This window comes from Methylobacterium amylolyticum (genome assembly GCF_030700245.1).
GTDB lineage: Bacteria > Pseudomonadota > Alphaproteobacteria > Rhizobiales > Beijerinckiaceae > Methylobacterium.
Map to the genome: position 1 here is coordinate 15,470 of NZ_JAUYZI010000034.1, position 14,138 is coordinate 29,607.

Below are 14,138 nucleotides of genomic sequence, written 5' to 3' on the forward strand. Positions count from 1 at the left end.
CGTGGACGTGGCAGATCTCGGCCCGCGCACCGTGGCGGGGGGGGGGCCCCCCCCCCGCCCCCCCCCCCCCCCCCCCCCCCCCCCCCGGGGGGGGGGCCCCCCCCCCCCCCCCCCCCCCCCCCCCCCGCGCGGCGGGCGCCCCCGCGGGGGGGCGGGCCCGCCCCTCGGGGGGGCCCGGGCCCCCCCACGGCGCCCCGCTCGTCGTCCTGCTGCACCACACCGATCCCCGCGCGCGCCTTCAGGCGGTCGCCTTGGGCGCCACCCAGACGCTGAGCGCCCCGTTCGACCTGCGCCTCCTCCAGGCCGCGCTGAATCTGCCGCGGATCGCGGTGGAACCCCTCGACCCGCGGGTCACGCGGCGGGCCGAGGCGGCGCGGCAATTCTACCGCGCCGTGTTCGTGCCCGACCGGCCGATCACGCCGGTCCTGGTCGAGAACGGCACCGACCTCGTCGAGCGGGCGATCCGCGAGAGCGGCATCCGCGACTGGATCCGGGCTGTGCGCGCCTTCGACGACGCCACCCATCAGCACTGCCTGCTGGTGGCCGGGCTGGCGGCCGCCTTCGCCGCGCGCCTCGGCCTCGGGCCGGCCGAGCGGTATCGCCTGACCCGGGCGGCGCTGCTCCACGACGTCGGCAAGATCCACGTGCCCTCCGCGATCCTCAACAAGCCGGGCAAGCTCGACCCGGGCGAGATGGCCCTGGTGCGGCTGCACCCGGAGCAGGGCGAGGCCATGCTCGCCGGCCAGGGCTTCCCGCCGGAGGTGCTCGCCGTCGTGCGCTCGCACCACGAGATGCTCGACGGCTCCGGCTACCCGGACGGGCTGTCGGGCGCGGCGATCCCGGACCTCGTGCGGCTCGTCACCGTCTGCGACATCTACGGCGCGCTGATCGAGCGCCGGCCCTACAAGCCGCCGATGGCGGCGGAGCGGGCCTGCGCGATCCTGAAGGACATGACGGGGCGGCTCGATCCCGTTCTGGTGGACGCCTTCCTGTCGGTCGCCACCGCCCTCACGCCCCGCATCCCGCACGCCGCGTGAGGGGCGGGCCGCCCCCGCACGTCCTCGCCCCGCACGTCCTCGCCCAGCCATCTGCCCCGCACGTCCGCCCCCGGAAGGCCGCGTGTTCCGCGCGGGCACGGGAGCGCGCGCCCGGCCCGCGGGGCACGATCGACGGCCTGTGCAACCTGTCACGGTCCGCCCTGGTCCAATCCCGCTCGGTGCGGCACAATCGATGCGTATAGATTCCGATGCGTATAGATTCGCCCGTTCTCCCGCCGCTCCTGCCGCCGAGGCCGCCATGCTGAACCGCCGCACGCTCCTGACGCAGACCGCCCTCGCCGCGGCCACGCTGAGCGCGCCGCCGCTCGTCCGGCGGGCCGCGGCGGCGGAGGGCAACCTGGTCGTCGGGGCGCCCCTGCCCATGTCGGGCGCGTTCGCGGCGAACGGGAAGTTCGCGGCGCTCGGAGCCGCCTTCGCCGCCGAGGAGGCCGGCACGGTGCTCGGGCGCAAGGTCGTCGCCCGGGACCTCGACACCGAGGGCAAGCCGGCGACCGCCGCCCGCAAGGTCCAGGAGGCGATGGCCGAGGGCACGCGCCTCTTCGCCGGCGGGATCCTGTCGTCCGAGGCGCTCGTCATGGGCAAGGAGGTGACGAACGGCGGCGGCGTGTTCTTCACCACGGCGGGCGCCGACGAGATCACCGGCAAGGAGTGCAACCGGGGCACCTTCCGCTGGAGCGTGCCGACCTACGGGGCGATCGCCCAGACCGTGCGCCCGCTGATCGCGCAGATGCCGCAGGCCAAGCGCTGGTACACGATCACGCCGCAATACGTGTTCGGCGAGGGGCTGCTGAGCGCCGCCAAGGCGGTTTTCCAGGAGAAGGGCATCGAGCACGTCGGCAACAGCTACCACTCGCTCGCCGAGAAGGAGTTCAGCGGCTACCTGACCAACGCCATGGCGGCCAAGCCCGACGTGCTCCTGATCCTGAGCTTCGGCTCCCAGTCCTCCGACACCCTGCGGCAGGCAGTCAGCTTCGGCATGAAGAAGCGCATGGCCATCGTGATCGCCTGGGCCTCCGGCCTGGAGCAGTTCGAGGCGCTGGGCCCCGACCTGTGCGAGGGCGTCTATTTCGGCGCGCAGTACTGGCACGGCGTGGACACGCCGCAGAACAAGGCCTTCGTCGCCAAGGTGCGCGAGACGCGCAAGTTCAACCCGAACTACTCGTTCGCCGGCTCCTACGTGATCACCAAGCTGCTGCTCGACGGAGCCGCCAAGGCCGGCGGCATCGAGGGGCCGGCGGTGGCCAAGGTGCTCGAAGGCCTGACCTATGCCGGGCTGACCGGCGAGGAGGAGATCCGCGCTGCCGACCATCAGGTCATCAAGAACTACTACCTGCTGAAGGGGAAGCCCAAGTCCGCGATGGCCGACAAGGACGACTTCGTCGACATCGTCAGCTTCGGCAAGTCGTTCCTCTCGCCCGAGGCCGCGGGCTGCAAGATGACCTGACGCGCGCGGCGGACCGGCCCCACCCCCGACAGAGGCGCGCGTGACCTACCTGTTCCAGATCCTCAACGGCATCGGCCTGGGGATGCTCTACTTCCTGCTCGCGGTGGGATTGAGCGTCATCTTCGGGCTGTTGCAGTTCGTGAACTTCGCGCACGGGGCCTTCTACATGCTGGGCGCCTATCTCGCCTACGAGATGGTCGGGCGCGGGGTGAGCTTCTGGCTGGCGCTCCCGCTCGCCTGCCTGGCGGTGGCGGCGCTCGCCGCGCTCACCGAGGCGGCGCTGCTGCGCCGGATCTACGCCCAGGCGCACACCTTCCACATCCTGGCCACCGTCGGCCTCGCGCTGGCGGTGCAGGAGATCGTGATCATCGTCTGGGGACCGATCGGCGGCAACCTGCCCCCGCCCGACAGCCTGTCCGGCGTCGTGATCCTCGGCGATTTCGTCTACCCCGAGTACCGGCTGTTCGTGATCGCGCTCACGGCGATCCTCGCCGCCGGCCTGTGGTGGCTCCTGGAGGGCACGCGGCTCGGGGCGATCGTGCGCGCCGGCTCCGAGTCGCCCGAGGACATGGCGCTGCTGGGCTACGACACCCGGCGCATCAACACCGCGGTGTTCGGGCTCGGCGCCGGGCTCGCGGGCCTCGCGGGCGCGCTCGCCGCGCCGATCCGCGGGGTCGACCCGTTCATGAGCGTCGAGGCGCTGAGCGTCGCCTTCGTGGTCGTGGTGATCGGCGGGATGGGCAGCTACGTCGGCGCGCTGGCGGCGGGGATCGCGGTCGGCGTCGCCCAGAGCCTGATGACGACGCTCTGGCCCGAGGGGGCGCGGCTGATGATCTATCTCGGCATGGCGGCGGTCATCGTCATGCGGCCCCGCGGCCTGTTCGGACGCGCGTGAGGGAGGCCGCGATGACCCGCCTGCTCGAACGCCCGCTCGTTCACTTCGCGCTCGCCGCCGCCACCGTGCTGGTGCTGCCGCTCGTCCTGCGCTCGGGCACGCTCGCCAGCGAGATCCTGATCTACGGGCTCGCCGCCGCCGCCTGCAACCTGCTGCTCGGCTACACCGGGCTCCTGTCTTTCGGGCAGGGCATCTTCTTCGGGCTCGGCAGCTACGCGGCCGGGCTCCTGCTGCTGCGGACCGGCTGGCCCGCCCTCGCGGTGCTGCCGGCCGTCGCCGTCGTGGGCGCGGCGACCGCGACCGCGGTCGGCTGGCTGTCGATCCGGCGGCAGGGCGTCTACTTCGTGATGCTGACGCTCGCCTTCTCGCAACTGTTCTACTTCCTGGCCTACACGTTCAGCGACCTGACCGGGGGCGACAACGGCCTGCTCAACGTGCCGCGCCCGATGGTCGGCGGGAAGCCGCTCAGCGATCCGTGGGCCTACTACGCCTACGTGGCCGTGCTCTTCCTCGCCCTGTTCGCCGCCCTCCAGCGCGTGGCGCTCTCGACCTTCGGCCGCACCCTGCTCGCGATCCGCGACAACGAGGCCCGGGCCAGCGCGATCGGCTTCCCCGTGCGCGCCTTCAAGGTCGCGGCCTTCGCGATCTCGGGGGCGGTGACGGCGCTGGCGGGCGCCCTGCACGCCATGCTGATCGGCGTCGCCCCGCTCTCCAACATCGAGTACCACACCAGCGAGACGCTGCTGATCATGACGATCATCGGCGGCGCCGCGAACCTGTTCGCCTCGGTGCTCGGGGCGGCCTTCTACCTCATCGCGGGCGACCTCCTCTCGGCGATCTGGCCGCGCTGGCTGCTGCTGCTCGGCGTCCTGCTCGTCGCCATCGCCCTGTTCATGCAGCGCGGGCTGTGGGGGCTGATCGAGCGCGCGGCCGCGCTCGCGACGCGGGGGGGAGCCGGACGGTCCCCGGACGAGCGCGCCGCGCCGGAGGAGAGCCGCCCGTGACCGCCGCCGCCCCCGCCGCCCCCGTCGCCGAGCCCGCCCCCGAGGCAGCCCTCTCCGCCGACGGCCTCGGCGTGCGCTACGGCAGCTTCGTCGCGCTGAAGGACGTGACCCTGCGGGTGCGCGCGAACAGCGTCCACGCGATCATCGGGCCGAACGGGGCGGGCAAGACCACCCTGTTCCACGCGCTGACCGGCCGCGTCCGCCCGGCGAGCGGGCGCATCGCCCTGAACGGCCGGGACATCACCCGCACCCGGGACGACGACCGGGTGCGCCTCGGCCTCGCCCGCTCGTTCCAGGTGACGAGCCTGTTCGCGACCTTGAGCGTGCGCGAGAACCTGCGGCTGGCCGCGCAGGGGCGCACGCCCTGGTCGGCGCTCGCTCCCTGGCGCCGGGTGCCGGAGCGCGACGCGGCCCAGGAGACCGCGGACGCGCTCCTGCGCCGCCTCGACCTCGCGGGCGTCGCCGGGCGGGCGGCGGGCGAACTCTCGCACGGGCAGCAGCGGCGCCTCGAAGTCGGCATGGCGATGGCGGCCAAGCCGAGGGTGATCCTCCTCGACGAGCCGACCTCGGGGATGGGCACCGACGATATCGGGGCGATGACCGGCCTGATCCGCGATCTCGGCCGCGACCACACCGTGCTGTTCATCGAGCACAACATGGGCATCGTGATGAACATCAGCGACACCGTCACGGTGATGCGCGCGGGCCAGGTGCTGGTCGAGGGCGCGCCCGCCGCCGTGCGCGACGATCCCGAAGTGCGCCGCGCCTATCTCGGCAACATGATCACGGGAGACCTGCGATGAGCGGGGGCCTGCGTCTCGACGACGTGCACGGCTACTACGGCAAGAGCCACATCCTCCAGGGGGTGAGCCTGGAGGTGCGCGCGGGCGAGATCGTCTGCCTGCTCGGCCGCAACGGCGCGGGCAAGACCTCGACCCTGCGCAGCGTCACCGGCCTGCTGCCCCCGCGCCGCGGCCGGGTGACCTTCGCTGGCACCGAGATCGCCGGCTGGGCGCCCCACCGCATCGCGCGCGCCGGCCTGTGCCTCGTCCCGGAGGATCGCGGCATCTTCGGCCTGCTCACCGTCGAGGAGAACCTCCGGATCGCGGTGCGGAAGGGCTCGCCCTGGGCGATCCGGGACGTCTACCGGATCTTCCCCCGCCTGGAGGAGCGGCGGCGCAACGGCGGCGCGCAGCTCTCGGGCGGCGAGCAGCAGATGCTCTCGATCGCCCGCGCGCTGCTCAACAACCCGAAGCTGCTGATGCTCGACGAGCCGGTCGAGGGCCTCGCCCCGGTCGTCGTCGAGGAGATCGTGGCGCAGATCCGGCTGATCCGCGACGCGGGGGTTCCGATCCTGCTCGTGGAGCAGAACCTCGCGGTCTGCACGAGCCTCGCCGACCGGCACTACATCCTCGAACTCGGCCGGATCGCCTACCACGCCAGCGGGCCCGACTTCGCCCGCGACGAGGCCGCCCGCGACCGTTTCCTCGGCGTGAAGGCCCATTGAGCTCCGGCCCCGCCATGCCCGACGGAGCCGCCGAGATCCCCGCGCCGGCCGGGCGGCGGGTCAAGCGCTCGGACCAGATCGCCGAGGAACTCTGCCGCCGCATCGCCCGCGAGCGGATGGAGCCGGGCCAGAGGCTGCCGAACGAGCAGACCCTGATGCAGCATTACGGCTGCTCCAAGGGGACGATCCGGGAGGCGCTGAAGGCCCTGGAGGTGCAGGGTCTGGTGACGATGCGGCCCGGCCCGAACGGCGGCGCCGAGATCCGGCCGATCTCGGTCGAGGCGGCCGCGATGCAGGTGCGCCGCTACCTGCATTTCCACCGGCTCGACTTCGCCCAGGTCTACGCCGTGCGCCGGAACCTCGAAGTCGCCCTCGGCGTCGAGGTCGTCGGCCGCCTCGACGCCGCCGCGCTGCGGGGGCTGGAGGAAAACATCCGGGCCTGCGAGGCCGCCTTCGCCGCCGGCGAGCACGCCCGCGGGCGCAGCCTCGAACTGAGCTTCCACGACCTGCTCTGCGACGCGAGCGACAACGCGCTGCTCGCCTTCACCTGCCGCTTCATCAACAGCCTGCTGCGCGACCTCGTCGAGTTCCGCGGCGGCAGCGCCTCGGAATACGCGGCCTTCGGCGCGCACAACCTCGACAGCCACCGCCGGCTGGTCGCGGCGTTCCGGGCGGAGGATGCCGAGGCGGCCGGGCGCGTGATGCGGGAGCACATGTGCTGCGCGGAGGCCTACATGCGCCGCCTCGACGCCGCGTTCCGCCGCGACCTGCTCAGCGGCCGGTGACCGGTCGGGCGCGTGCGCGGCACGGAGCGTTCACGATCGCCGCGCGAAAGCTGGGGCCGGACGGGGCGCGAACGGCCCGGAGGCCGGCCGCCTTAACAAAGTCATCACGCGGGTCGTGAAACGTGGGCCGCACGCGCCAGCCCTCTGTAAGATGTCCGGTCATGTCCGAACCGCTCCCACCCCGGCCCCCGCGCCCGTACGGCGACCCGCGCACCGCATCCCTGTGGCTGCTGCTGGTGGGGCGCGCGGAAGTGCGGCGGCACTGGCACCTCCTCGTCGCCGCCGGCGCGGTCTCCGCTGCGCTCGGCGTGCTGGTGCTGATCGATTCCCTGGACGGGGCGCTGCACGTCCCGGACCGCTGGTTCGGGCTCCTCCTCCTGATCGAGGGCGTGGGCACGCTCGTCGTCGGCATGACCGCGCTCGGGACCGCCCGCCGCCTGCGGATCCTCAAGGGCCTCGTGCTGACGGTGATGGCCGTGCTGATCGTGGCGTCCACGCGCCACAGCGCCTTCCTGCTCGCCATGATCTTCGGCACCGCGTTCCTCGTCGACGGCGCGGTCCGGATCGTCATCGCGAGCCTGCTGAAGTTCTCCGGATGGCGGATCTCGGTGGCGCTGGGAGCGCTCGGCGTCGCGTTCGGCCTGTTCCACCTCCAGCCCTGGCCGACGTGGTACGCGGGCACGGTCGGCTACTGCATCGGGATGTTCCTCATCCTCAACGGGGCGCGGTTCGCGCTGGCCGGCGTGGTCGCGCGGCGCATGGCGCCCGATCCGTCGTCCTCGTCCGCGCCGGCCGCGTCGGGCCCCGACGCGCTGACGGTGCGCGTCTGGACTCCGACCGGGCGCGCCACGACCCCGGCCCGGCAGCGGCTCGTGCGCCGCTACGTCGCCTCCGTCGACACGCGCGGCGTGTTCTCCACCGGGCACGCGGCCCTGGAGCACGGGGACGACCTCTATCTCAGCCACTACCCGGCGGTGGAGATCGACCGGTCGCCCGCCAACCTGCGCGCCAGCCTCCGGGCCGGACCCGAGAACGACGTGCCGGGCCGGTTCCTGCCCTCCTACGCGGCCGAGGCGGCGGACTGGTGCGAGGCGACCGTCTCGGTCCGGCTGACCGGCATCGACGCCGCCCGGCTCCGGACGTTCTGGGCGGCCTACAGCCGCGACACCACCTACAACTTCATCAGCCGCAACTGCTCGACGACCGTGGCGAGCGCGCTCGACGCGGCGGTAGAGGGCGCCTTCGCCCGCACCGGGCATCCCTGGCGGCGCCTCGCCCGGGCCCTGACCACCCCCGAGTTCTGGGCCGCGGCCCTCCTGCGCAACGGTGCCGCCGCCATGACGTGGACCCCGGGCCTCGTGCTCGACTACAGCCGCGCCCTGAGCGTGCTGCTCGACCCCGTCTCGCCGGTGCCCGGCATCGCGTGGAAGGGCGTCGGGCGCCGGTTCGTCCGCAACTGGCGGGCGGGGTCGCTGGCCGAGATGTACCGGATCGCCCGGCGCCGGCCCGCGCCGCGCGCGGAGCCGACCGAGGCCTGAGGCGCCGCCGCTCCGGCCGGGACCGGCCGCGGCGCGACCGGTTACGGGCGCTCGGTGCTACGGGCGCCCGGCCGACAGGCCGGCGGCGATGGCCTGCATCACCGCCAGGGTGTCGGTCTCGTCCTGCTCGGCGCCGTGGTCGCTGAGCTTCACGATGACGGTGCCGGTGTCGCGGTTGACGTAGACGTACTGCCCGTAGACGCCGATCGCCGAGATGTCGGCGTCGTCGCCGCCCGGGGCGTGCCACCACTGGGCGGAGTACTGCCAGCCGTCGACCGCGTGGGGGGCCGGCGTCGAGATCCGGGTGATCCAGCGGGCGGGGATGATGCGGGTGCCGCCCGCGCGGCCCTGGTCGGCCACGAGCAGCCCGAGGCGGGCGAAGTCCCGGGCGGTGGCGTTGATGCAGCAGAACGCCTTCTCGACGCCGCCCGGCCGGTCGAGGTTCCAGGTCGCGTCGGCCTGGGCGCCCATCGGCTTCCAGATCTGGTCGGACAGGAGGTCCGCCAGCGGCCTGCCCTCGACCCGGGCCAGGATCAGGCCGAGCACCTCGGTGTCGATGCTGCGGTAGCGGCCCCGGCTGCCCGGCTTGAACGCGAGGTCGGCGTGGTCCCGGACGAAGGCGGTGATGTCGCGGGTGAGGTACATCCCGGCGGTGCCGGTCAGGGGCCGGCTGGGCTCGTAGTTCTCCGGCACCGCGATCCCGCTCGTCATGTCGAGGAGGTCGCGCACCGTGATCTGGCGGAAGACCGCGGCGTGGCGCAGGTCGGGCAGGAGGTCCGAGACCCGGTCGGTCTCCGACAGCCGGCCCCGCGCCACCGCCGCGCCGACGAGCAGAGACACGACGGATTTCGCCACCGACCACGACGGGAACAGCGTCGCCGGCCCGCGCCCAGGGCGATACCACTCGTGGACCAGCGCGCCGTCCTGCACCACGAGGAACGCGTTGGTGCGCGTGGCCGCCAGCACCGTGTCGAGCGGCACCGTCCGGCCCTTCCAGTCGACGCGGTCGGGGATCGGGCGCGGCCGGACGGGCAGGGGGCGGGCCTGCGCGGGCGCCTGCACGACCCGGCTCGGGAACCACCCTCCGACCGCGGACGGCTCGACGACCGCCAGGGCCGCGAGCGTCACGGGATCGGGCACGCCGATCAGCGCGGCGGCGGTCCAGGCGCAGCCCGCGGCCAGCGCGGCGCCGGCCGCCGTGCCCGCGATCCAGCGGCGCGCGGGCTTCGTGCGGAGCGACGGTTCGGGGATCGCGGGCGACAGGGACATGCCCGAGTGGTGTCGCGCCGGACCTTGAAGATTCCCTTGACGGTCCGGATCCCGCGCGTCGCGGGGCGGCGCCGACGAAACGTTCATCCCTTTCGCGGCAAGGATCGGTCGACGACGGCGCGCGCGCCGCCCCGGGTGAGGACGTCCCGCCATGAACCCCTTCCTGCTCCTCGGCCTCGCGATCGGCGCGGAGGTCACGGCCACGCTGGCGCTGAAGGCCGCGGACGGGTTCACGCGGCCGGGGCCGACCGTGATCGTCGCCCTGGGCTACGGCACCGCCCTGTGGCTGATGTCGACCAGCATGGACATGCTGCCGATCGGCGTCGTCTACGCGATCTGGTCGGGCATCGGCATGGTCGGCGCGGCGCTCGGCGGCGCGTGGCTGTACGGGGAGCCGCTCAACGCCACCCTGCTGGCGGGGATCGCGGTCATCGCGGTGGGCGTGACGATCCTCGCCGTCGGGCAGGGCCAGCACTGAGCGCCCGGCCGGGGAGGGGTTGGCTGGGGAGGACTTGGCTGGGGACGGCTCGGCTGGGGACGGCCGCCGCGCTGCGGGGCGCCGGCCGATCGGCTTAAGGCCGCGGTAAACCCGGCGGCGCTATGCCGGGACCGAACGCGGTCCCGGCACGGTCGGGTGCGGTCTCGAGGCGCCTCCCATGATGGTTCTCCCGTTCGTCGGCTTCGCGGGCGCGGCCGGCGCCGTCCTGGCGGGGCGGCGCGGCCTCGCGCTGGGCCTGTGGGCGGTCTCGCTCGTCGGCACGCTCGCGCTCCTGGCCGCGCACGCGACCGACTCGCTCCGGCTCGACTTCTGACCGGAGCGCGCCCGATGAATCCCGCCCACGCCCGCAGCCTCGGCACCCTCGGTCTGCTCGGCTGCTGCGCCATCCTGCTCGTGGCGTTCTGGTATCAGTTCCGGCTCGGCGAGATGCCGTGCCCCCTCTGCCTGTTGCAGCGGGCCGCCTTCGCGGCCGCCGGGGTCGGGTTCGCGCTCACCGTCCGCTTCGGCCCCCGGCCGTCTCATCTCGGGGTCACGATCCTGAGCGCCGTCGCGGGGAGCTTCGTCTCGGCCCGGCAGGTGGCGCTGCACATCGTGCCGGGGACGGGGGGCTACGGCTCGACGCTGTTCGGGCTGCACTTCTACACGCTGGCGCTGATCGCCTTCCTCGCCCTGATCGTCGCGGCGGCCGCGCTCCTCCTGGCGGACGGGGCGTTCCGGGCCGGCGCGGGCGCCGGTGCATGGACTGGCACCGGGCAAGCCGGAATCGGGCACGTCGGAACCGGGCGAGCCGGAACCGTGCAGGCCGGAACCGCGGGCGGTCTCGCCGGGACCGGCGCCCTCGGGTGGGCCTGCCTGCTGCTGTTCCTCAGCGTCGTCCTGGCCAACGCCCTCGCGACCGCGGCGGAGTGTGGCGGCGGCCTCTGCCCGGACGATCCGGTCGGCTACGAGGCCCTCGACGCGTGGCTCGGCCGCGCGAAGCCCTGAGTCGCGAGGCCATCGGCGGGGTCGGGCCCCGCGCGACGGGGGACGCTCACGCCCCCCGGAGCGCGCCCCGCTCCGCACCGGTCTCGCGGATCCGGTAGCAGCCGACGTAGAGGGCGGGCAGGAACAGCAGCGTCAGGAAGGTCGCGGCCAGGATGCCGCCGATCATCGCGTAGGCCATCGGCCCCCAGAACACCTCGCGGGCGATCGGGATCAGGCCGAGGCTCGCCGCCGCGGCGGTCAGCAGGATCGGCCGCATGCGGTGGTGCGTGGCCTCGAACACCGCGTCCCAGGCCGGCATGCCCTCGGCGCGGAACTCCTCGATCTGGCTCACGAGGATCACCGCGTTGCGGATGATGATGCCGATCAGCGCCAGCACGCCGAGGATCGCCACGAAGCCCATCGGCTTGTCGAACAGGAGCAGCGCCGGGGCGACGCCGATCAGCCCGAGCGGCGCCACCGCGAACACCAGTAGCGTGCGGCCGACGCTCTGCAACTGGATCATCAGCAGCAGCGCCATCGCCAGCAGCATCACCGGCACCACCGCCGCGATCGGGCCCTGGCCCTTGGCCGATTCCTCCACCGCGCCGCCGGTCGCCAGGGTGTAGCCCTCGGGCAGGGCCTTGACGAAGGCGTCGATGCCGGGCCGCAGCGCCTCGACGATCGTGGCCGGCTGCGTCGCGTCGCGGATGGTGGCGCGCACCGTCACCGTCGGCAGCCGGTCCCGGCGCCAGACGATCGGCTGTTCGAGGTCGTAGCTGATCCGGGCGAAGGCGCGCAGCGGCACCACCGTCCCGTTGGCGAGCCCGACCTGGAGGCCCTGGAGGGTGTCGAGGGAGGAGCGCTCGGCCGCCCGCGCCCGCCCGACCACGTTGACGAGGTAGATCGAGTCGCGCACCTGCGTGATCGCCTGGCCGCCCTCGATGCCGTTGAGGATGCCGGCGATGTCCTGGCTGGTCACGCCGAGCTGGCGCGCCTTGTCCTGCTGGATGCGCACCCGCAGCACCTTGCCCGGCTCGTTCCAGTCGAAGGTCGGCACGTCGAGGCGGGCGTCGGCCCCGACGACGTTGGCGAGGTCGAGGGCGAGGCGGCGCACCCCCTGGATGTCGGGGCCGCTCAGCCGGTACTGCACGGGGCGCCCGACCGGGGGCCCGAGGCTCAGCGGCTGCACCAGCACGTCGGTGCCGACGAAGTCCTGCCGGCCGATCGCCTGGAGGCGGACGAGCGCCCGGTCGCGCGCCTCCAGCGACTTCGCCACCACGACGATCTGCCCGTAGAACGCGTTGGCGAGCTGCTGGTCCAGCGGCAGGTAGAAGCGCACCGCGCCCTGGCCGACGTAGGACGACCAGCGCGCCACGTCGGGATCGTCCTTCAGCCGCGCCTCGAACCGGTCCACCTGCGCCCGCGTCTCGGCGATGGTGGCGTTCTGCGGCAGGGTCAGGTCGACGAGCAGCTCCGGCCGGTCCGATGACGGGAAGAACTGCTGCTGGACGTGGCCCATCCCGACGAGCGCCAGCGCCATCAGCCCGAGGCAGGCGGCCACCGTGGTCCAGCGCCAGCGCATGGCGGTGCGCAGGATCGCGAGGAAGGCGCGGGTGAGGAAGCCGCGCTTCTCCGCGTGCCCCTTCATGGTCTTCGGCAGCAGGGTGACGCCGATCAGGGGCGCGAACAGCACCGCCACGATCCACGAGACCAGCAGCGAGGCGGCGATGACCACGAACAGCGAGTAGGTGTACTCGCCCGCCCCCGAGCCGTTGAAGCCGATCGGCAGGAAGCCCGCCACCGTCACCAGGGTGCCCGTGAGCATCGGGAAGGCGGTGGAGGTGTAGGCGTAGGTCGCCGCGCGCTTCAGGCTGTCCCCGACTTCGAGCCGCGCGACCATCATCTCGACGGTGATCATCGCGTCGTCCACGAGCAGCCCGAGCGCGATGATGAGCGCGCCGAGCGAGATGCGCTGGAGCGTCACGTCCATGATCTGGAGGACCACGAACACCATCGCCAGGACGAGGGGGATCGAGATCGAGACGACGAGGCCGGCGCGCACGCCGAGGCTGACGAAGCTGACGCCGAGCACGATCACCACCGCCTCGACCAGCGCCTTGGTGAAGCCGCCGACCGCCTCCTCGACGTTCCGGGGCTGGTCCGAGACGAGGTGGACCCCGACGCCCACCGGCAGCCCGGCCTCGACGCGCTGCATGCGCGCCTTCAGCGCCTCGCCGAAATGCAGCAGGTTGGCGCCGGGCCGCATCGCGATGGCGAGCCCGATCGCCGGCTCGCCGTTCACCCGGAACAGCGGGGCGGGCGGGTCCTCGTAGCCGCGCGAGATCTCGGCGATGTCGGCGAGGCGGAAGAAGCGGTCGTTGACCCGTAGGTTCACGTCGCGCAGCGAGGCTTCCGAGGCGAAGGCGCCGCTGACCCGCAGGCTGACGCGCTCCGGCCCGGCCTGCACGACGCCCGAGGCCGAGACCGCGTTCTGCGCCTGGAGCGCCTTGATCAGCGCCTGGAAGTCGATGCCGTAGCCCGCGAGCTTGCGGGTCGAGAAGTCGAGGAAGATCGCCTCGTTCTGGACGCCCAGGAGCTGCGTCTTGCCGATGTCGGGAACCTTCAGGATCTCGGTGCGCACCCCCTCGACGTAGTCGCGCAACTGCCGGTGGCTCAGGCCGTCGGCCGTGAAGGCGTAGACGTTGCCGTAGACGTCGCCGAACTCGTCGTTGAAGAACGGGCCCTGCACGCCCTCCGGGAACTGGCCCTTGATGTCGCCGAGCCGCTTGCGCACTTGGTAGAACGCCGGCTGCACCTCGGCCTTCTTCAGGGTGTCGCGGAACTGCACGAACACCGTCGCCTGTCCCGGCGTGGTGTAGCTGCGGACGAAGTCGAGGCCGTTGAGCTGCTGCAACTCCTTCTCGATCCGGTCGGTGACCTGATCGAGGGTGTCCTTGATGGTCGCCCCCGGCCACTGCGCCTGCACGACCACCGTCTTGATCGTGAAGGGCGGATCCTCCTCGCGGCCGAGCTTGCCGTAGGCGAGCGCCCCCGCGAGCAGGCACACGCCCATCAGGAACCACACCAGCGAGCGGTGGGCCAGCGCCCAGTCGGACAGGTTGAAGCGGTCCGGGGACCCGGCTTCGGCGGCGTCTCTGGGGGCGTGCATCAGTCGA

Annotated in this window: 13 protein-coding genes; 11 read left to right on the plus strand and 2 right to left on the minus strand. The window is 73.1% G+C overall.

The window, feature by feature from the left end; genetic code table 11:
* Positions 1 to 251: 251 nt before the first annotated feature.
* From Q8W71_RS21790 to Q8W71_RS21825, 8 genes are all read left to right on the plus strand, one after another.
* Positions 252 to 1,037, plus strand: a complete 786-nt coding sequence (locus Q8W71_RS21790; protein ID WP_305527507.1) for an HD-GYP domain-containing protein — start codon at positions 252 to 254, stop codon at positions 1,035 to 1,037.
* Between the two features lie 259 nt (positions 1,038 to 1,296).
* Entirely contained in the window at positions 1,297 to 2,502 is a 1,206-nt protein-coding gene (locus Q8W71_RS21795; protein ID WP_305527508.1) for an ABC transporter substrate-binding protein, read from the plus strand.
* Between the two features lie 40 nt (positions 2,503 to 2,542).
* Positions 2,543 to 3,397: a branched-chain amino acid ABC transporter permease gene (locus Q8W71_RS21800; protein WP_305527509.1), complete on the plus strand. Its 855-nt coding sequence runs from the start codon at positions 2,543 to 2,545 to the stop codon at positions 3,395 to 3,397.
* Positions 3,398 to 3,408: 11 nt separating this feature from the next.
* Positions 3,409 to 4,401 carry a branched-chain amino acid ABC transporter permease gene (locus tag Q8W71_RS21805; protein ID WP_305527510.1) on the plus strand — a complete coding sequence of 331 codons (993 nt, stop codon included), beginning with the start codon at positions 3,409 to 3,411 and terminating at the stop codon, positions 4,399 to 4,401.
* Complete coding sequence (locus Q8W71_RS21810; protein ID WP_305527511.1) at positions 4,398 to 5,204, plus strand: ABC transporter ATP-binding protein; 807 nt, start codon at positions 4,398 to 4,400, stop codon at positions 5,202 to 5,204. The genes Q8W71_RS21805 and Q8W71_RS21810 overlap by 4 nt, the downstream gene beginning before the upstream one ends.
* Positions 5,201 to 5,908, plus strand: a complete 708-nt coding sequence (locus Q8W71_RS21815; RefSeq protein WP_305527512.1) for an ABC transporter ATP-binding protein — start codon at positions 5,201 to 5,203, stop codon at positions 5,906 to 5,908. The genes Q8W71_RS21810 and Q8W71_RS21815 overlap by 4 nt, the downstream gene beginning before the upstream one ends.
* Positions 5,909 to 5,922: 14 nt before the next feature.
* Positions 5,923 to 6,693, plus strand: a complete 771-nt coding sequence (locus tag Q8W71_RS21820) for a FadR/GntR family transcriptional regulator (protein WP_305527513.1) — start codon at positions 5,923 to 5,925, stop codon at positions 6,691 to 6,693.
* Between the two features lie 161 nt (positions 6,694 to 6,854).
* Complete coding sequence (locus Q8W71_RS21825) at positions 6,855 to 8,231, plus strand: lipoprotein N-acyltransferase Lnb domain-containing protein (RefSeq protein WP_305527514.1); 1,377 nt, start codon at positions 6,855 to 6,857, stop codon at positions 8,229 to 8,231.
* Positions 8,232 to 8,288: 57 nt separating this feature from the next.
* Here Q8W71_RS21825 and Q8W71_RS21830 read toward each other — a convergent pair whose 3' ends face one another.
* Positions 8,289 to 9,500: a serine hydrolase domain-containing protein gene (locus Q8W71_RS21830; protein WP_305527515.1), complete on the minus strand. Its 1,212-nt coding sequence runs from the start codon at positions 9,498 to 9,500 to the stop codon at positions 8,289 to 8,291.
* 151 nt (positions 9,501 to 9,651) lie between these two features.
* Here Q8W71_RS21830 and Q8W71_RS21835 point away from each other — a divergent pair, with 151 nt between their 5' ends.
* From Q8W71_RS21835 to Q8W71_RS21845, 3 genes are all read left to right on the plus strand, one after another.
* Positions 9,652 to 9,978 carry a DMT family transporter gene (locus tag Q8W71_RS21835; RefSeq protein WP_305527516.1) on the plus strand — a complete coding sequence of 109 codons (327 nt, stop codon included), beginning with the start codon at positions 9,652 to 9,654 and terminating at the stop codon, positions 9,976 to 9,978.
* Between the two features lie 178 nt (positions 9,979 to 10,156).
* Positions 10,157 to 10,312, plus strand: a complete 156-nt coding sequence (locus Q8W71_RS21840; RefSeq protein WP_305527517.1) for a DUF5993 family protein — start codon at positions 10,157 to 10,159, stop codon at positions 10,310 to 10,312.
* Between the two features lie 14 nt (positions 10,313 to 10,326).
* Positions 10,327 to 10,983 (plus strand): disulfide bond formation protein B, encoded by a 657-nt coding sequence (locus tag Q8W71_RS21845; protein WP_305527518.1) that lies wholly within the window; start codon positions 10,327 to 10,329, stop codon positions 10,981 to 10,983.
* A 46-nt stretch (positions 10,984 to 11,029) separates the two neighbouring features.
* On the opposite strand, the gene Q8W71_RS21850 is transcribed toward Q8W71_RS21845, so the two are convergent.
* On the minus strand, positions 11,030 to 14,131 hold the full coding sequence (locus tag Q8W71_RS21850) for an efflux RND transporter permease subunit (RefSeq protein ID WP_305527519.1): 3,102 nt from the start codon (positions 14,129 to 14,131) through the stop codon (positions 11,030 to 11,032).
* Positions 14,132 to 14,138: the final 7 nt, after the last annotated feature.

Excerpts from the sequence above, each read along its gene's own strand:
- Q8W71_RS21795 (WP_305527508.1), top strand. The coding sequence starts at position 1,297 with ATGCTGAACCGCCGCACGCTCCTGACGCAGACCGCCCTCGCCGCGGCC.
- Q8W71_RS21805 (WP_305527510.1), top strand. The coding sequence starts at position 3,409 with ATGACCCGCCTGCTCGAACGCCCGCTCGTTCACTTCGCGCTCGCCGCC.
- Q8W71_RS21815 (WP_305527512.1), top strand. The coding sequence starts at position 5,201 with ATGAGCGGGGGCCTGCGTCTCGACGACGTGCACGGCTACTACGGCAAG.
- Q8W71_RS21820 (WP_305527513.1), top strand. The coding sequence starts at position 5,923 with ATGCCCGACGGAGCCGCCGAGATCCCCGCGCCGGCCGGGCGGCGGGTC.
- Q8W71_RS21825 (WP_305527514.1), top strand. The coding sequence starts at position 6,855 with ATGTCCGAACCGCTCCCACCCCGGCCCCCGCGCCCGTACGGCGACCCG.
- Q8W71_RS21830 (WP_305527515.1), bottom strand. The coding sequence starts at position 9,500 with ATGTCCCTGTCGCCCGCGATCCCCGAACCGTCGCTCCGCACGAAGCCC.
- Q8W71_RS21835 (WP_305527516.1), top strand. The coding sequence starts at position 9,652 with ATGAACCCCTTCCTGCTCCTCGGCCTCGCGATCGGCGCGGAGGTCACG.
- Q8W71_RS21840 (WP_305527517.1), top strand. The coding sequence starts at position 10,157 with ATGATGGTTCTCCCGTTCGTCGGCTTCGCGGGCGCGGCCGGCGCCGTC.
- Q8W71_RS21845 (WP_305527518.1), top strand. The coding sequence starts at position 10,327 with ATGAATCCCGCCCACGCCCGCAGCCTCGGCACCCTCGGTCTGCTCGGC.
- Q8W71_RS21850 (WP_305527519.1), bottom strand. The coding sequence starts at position 14,131 with ATGCACGCCCCCAGAGACGCCGCCGAAGCCGGGTCCCCGGACCGCTTC.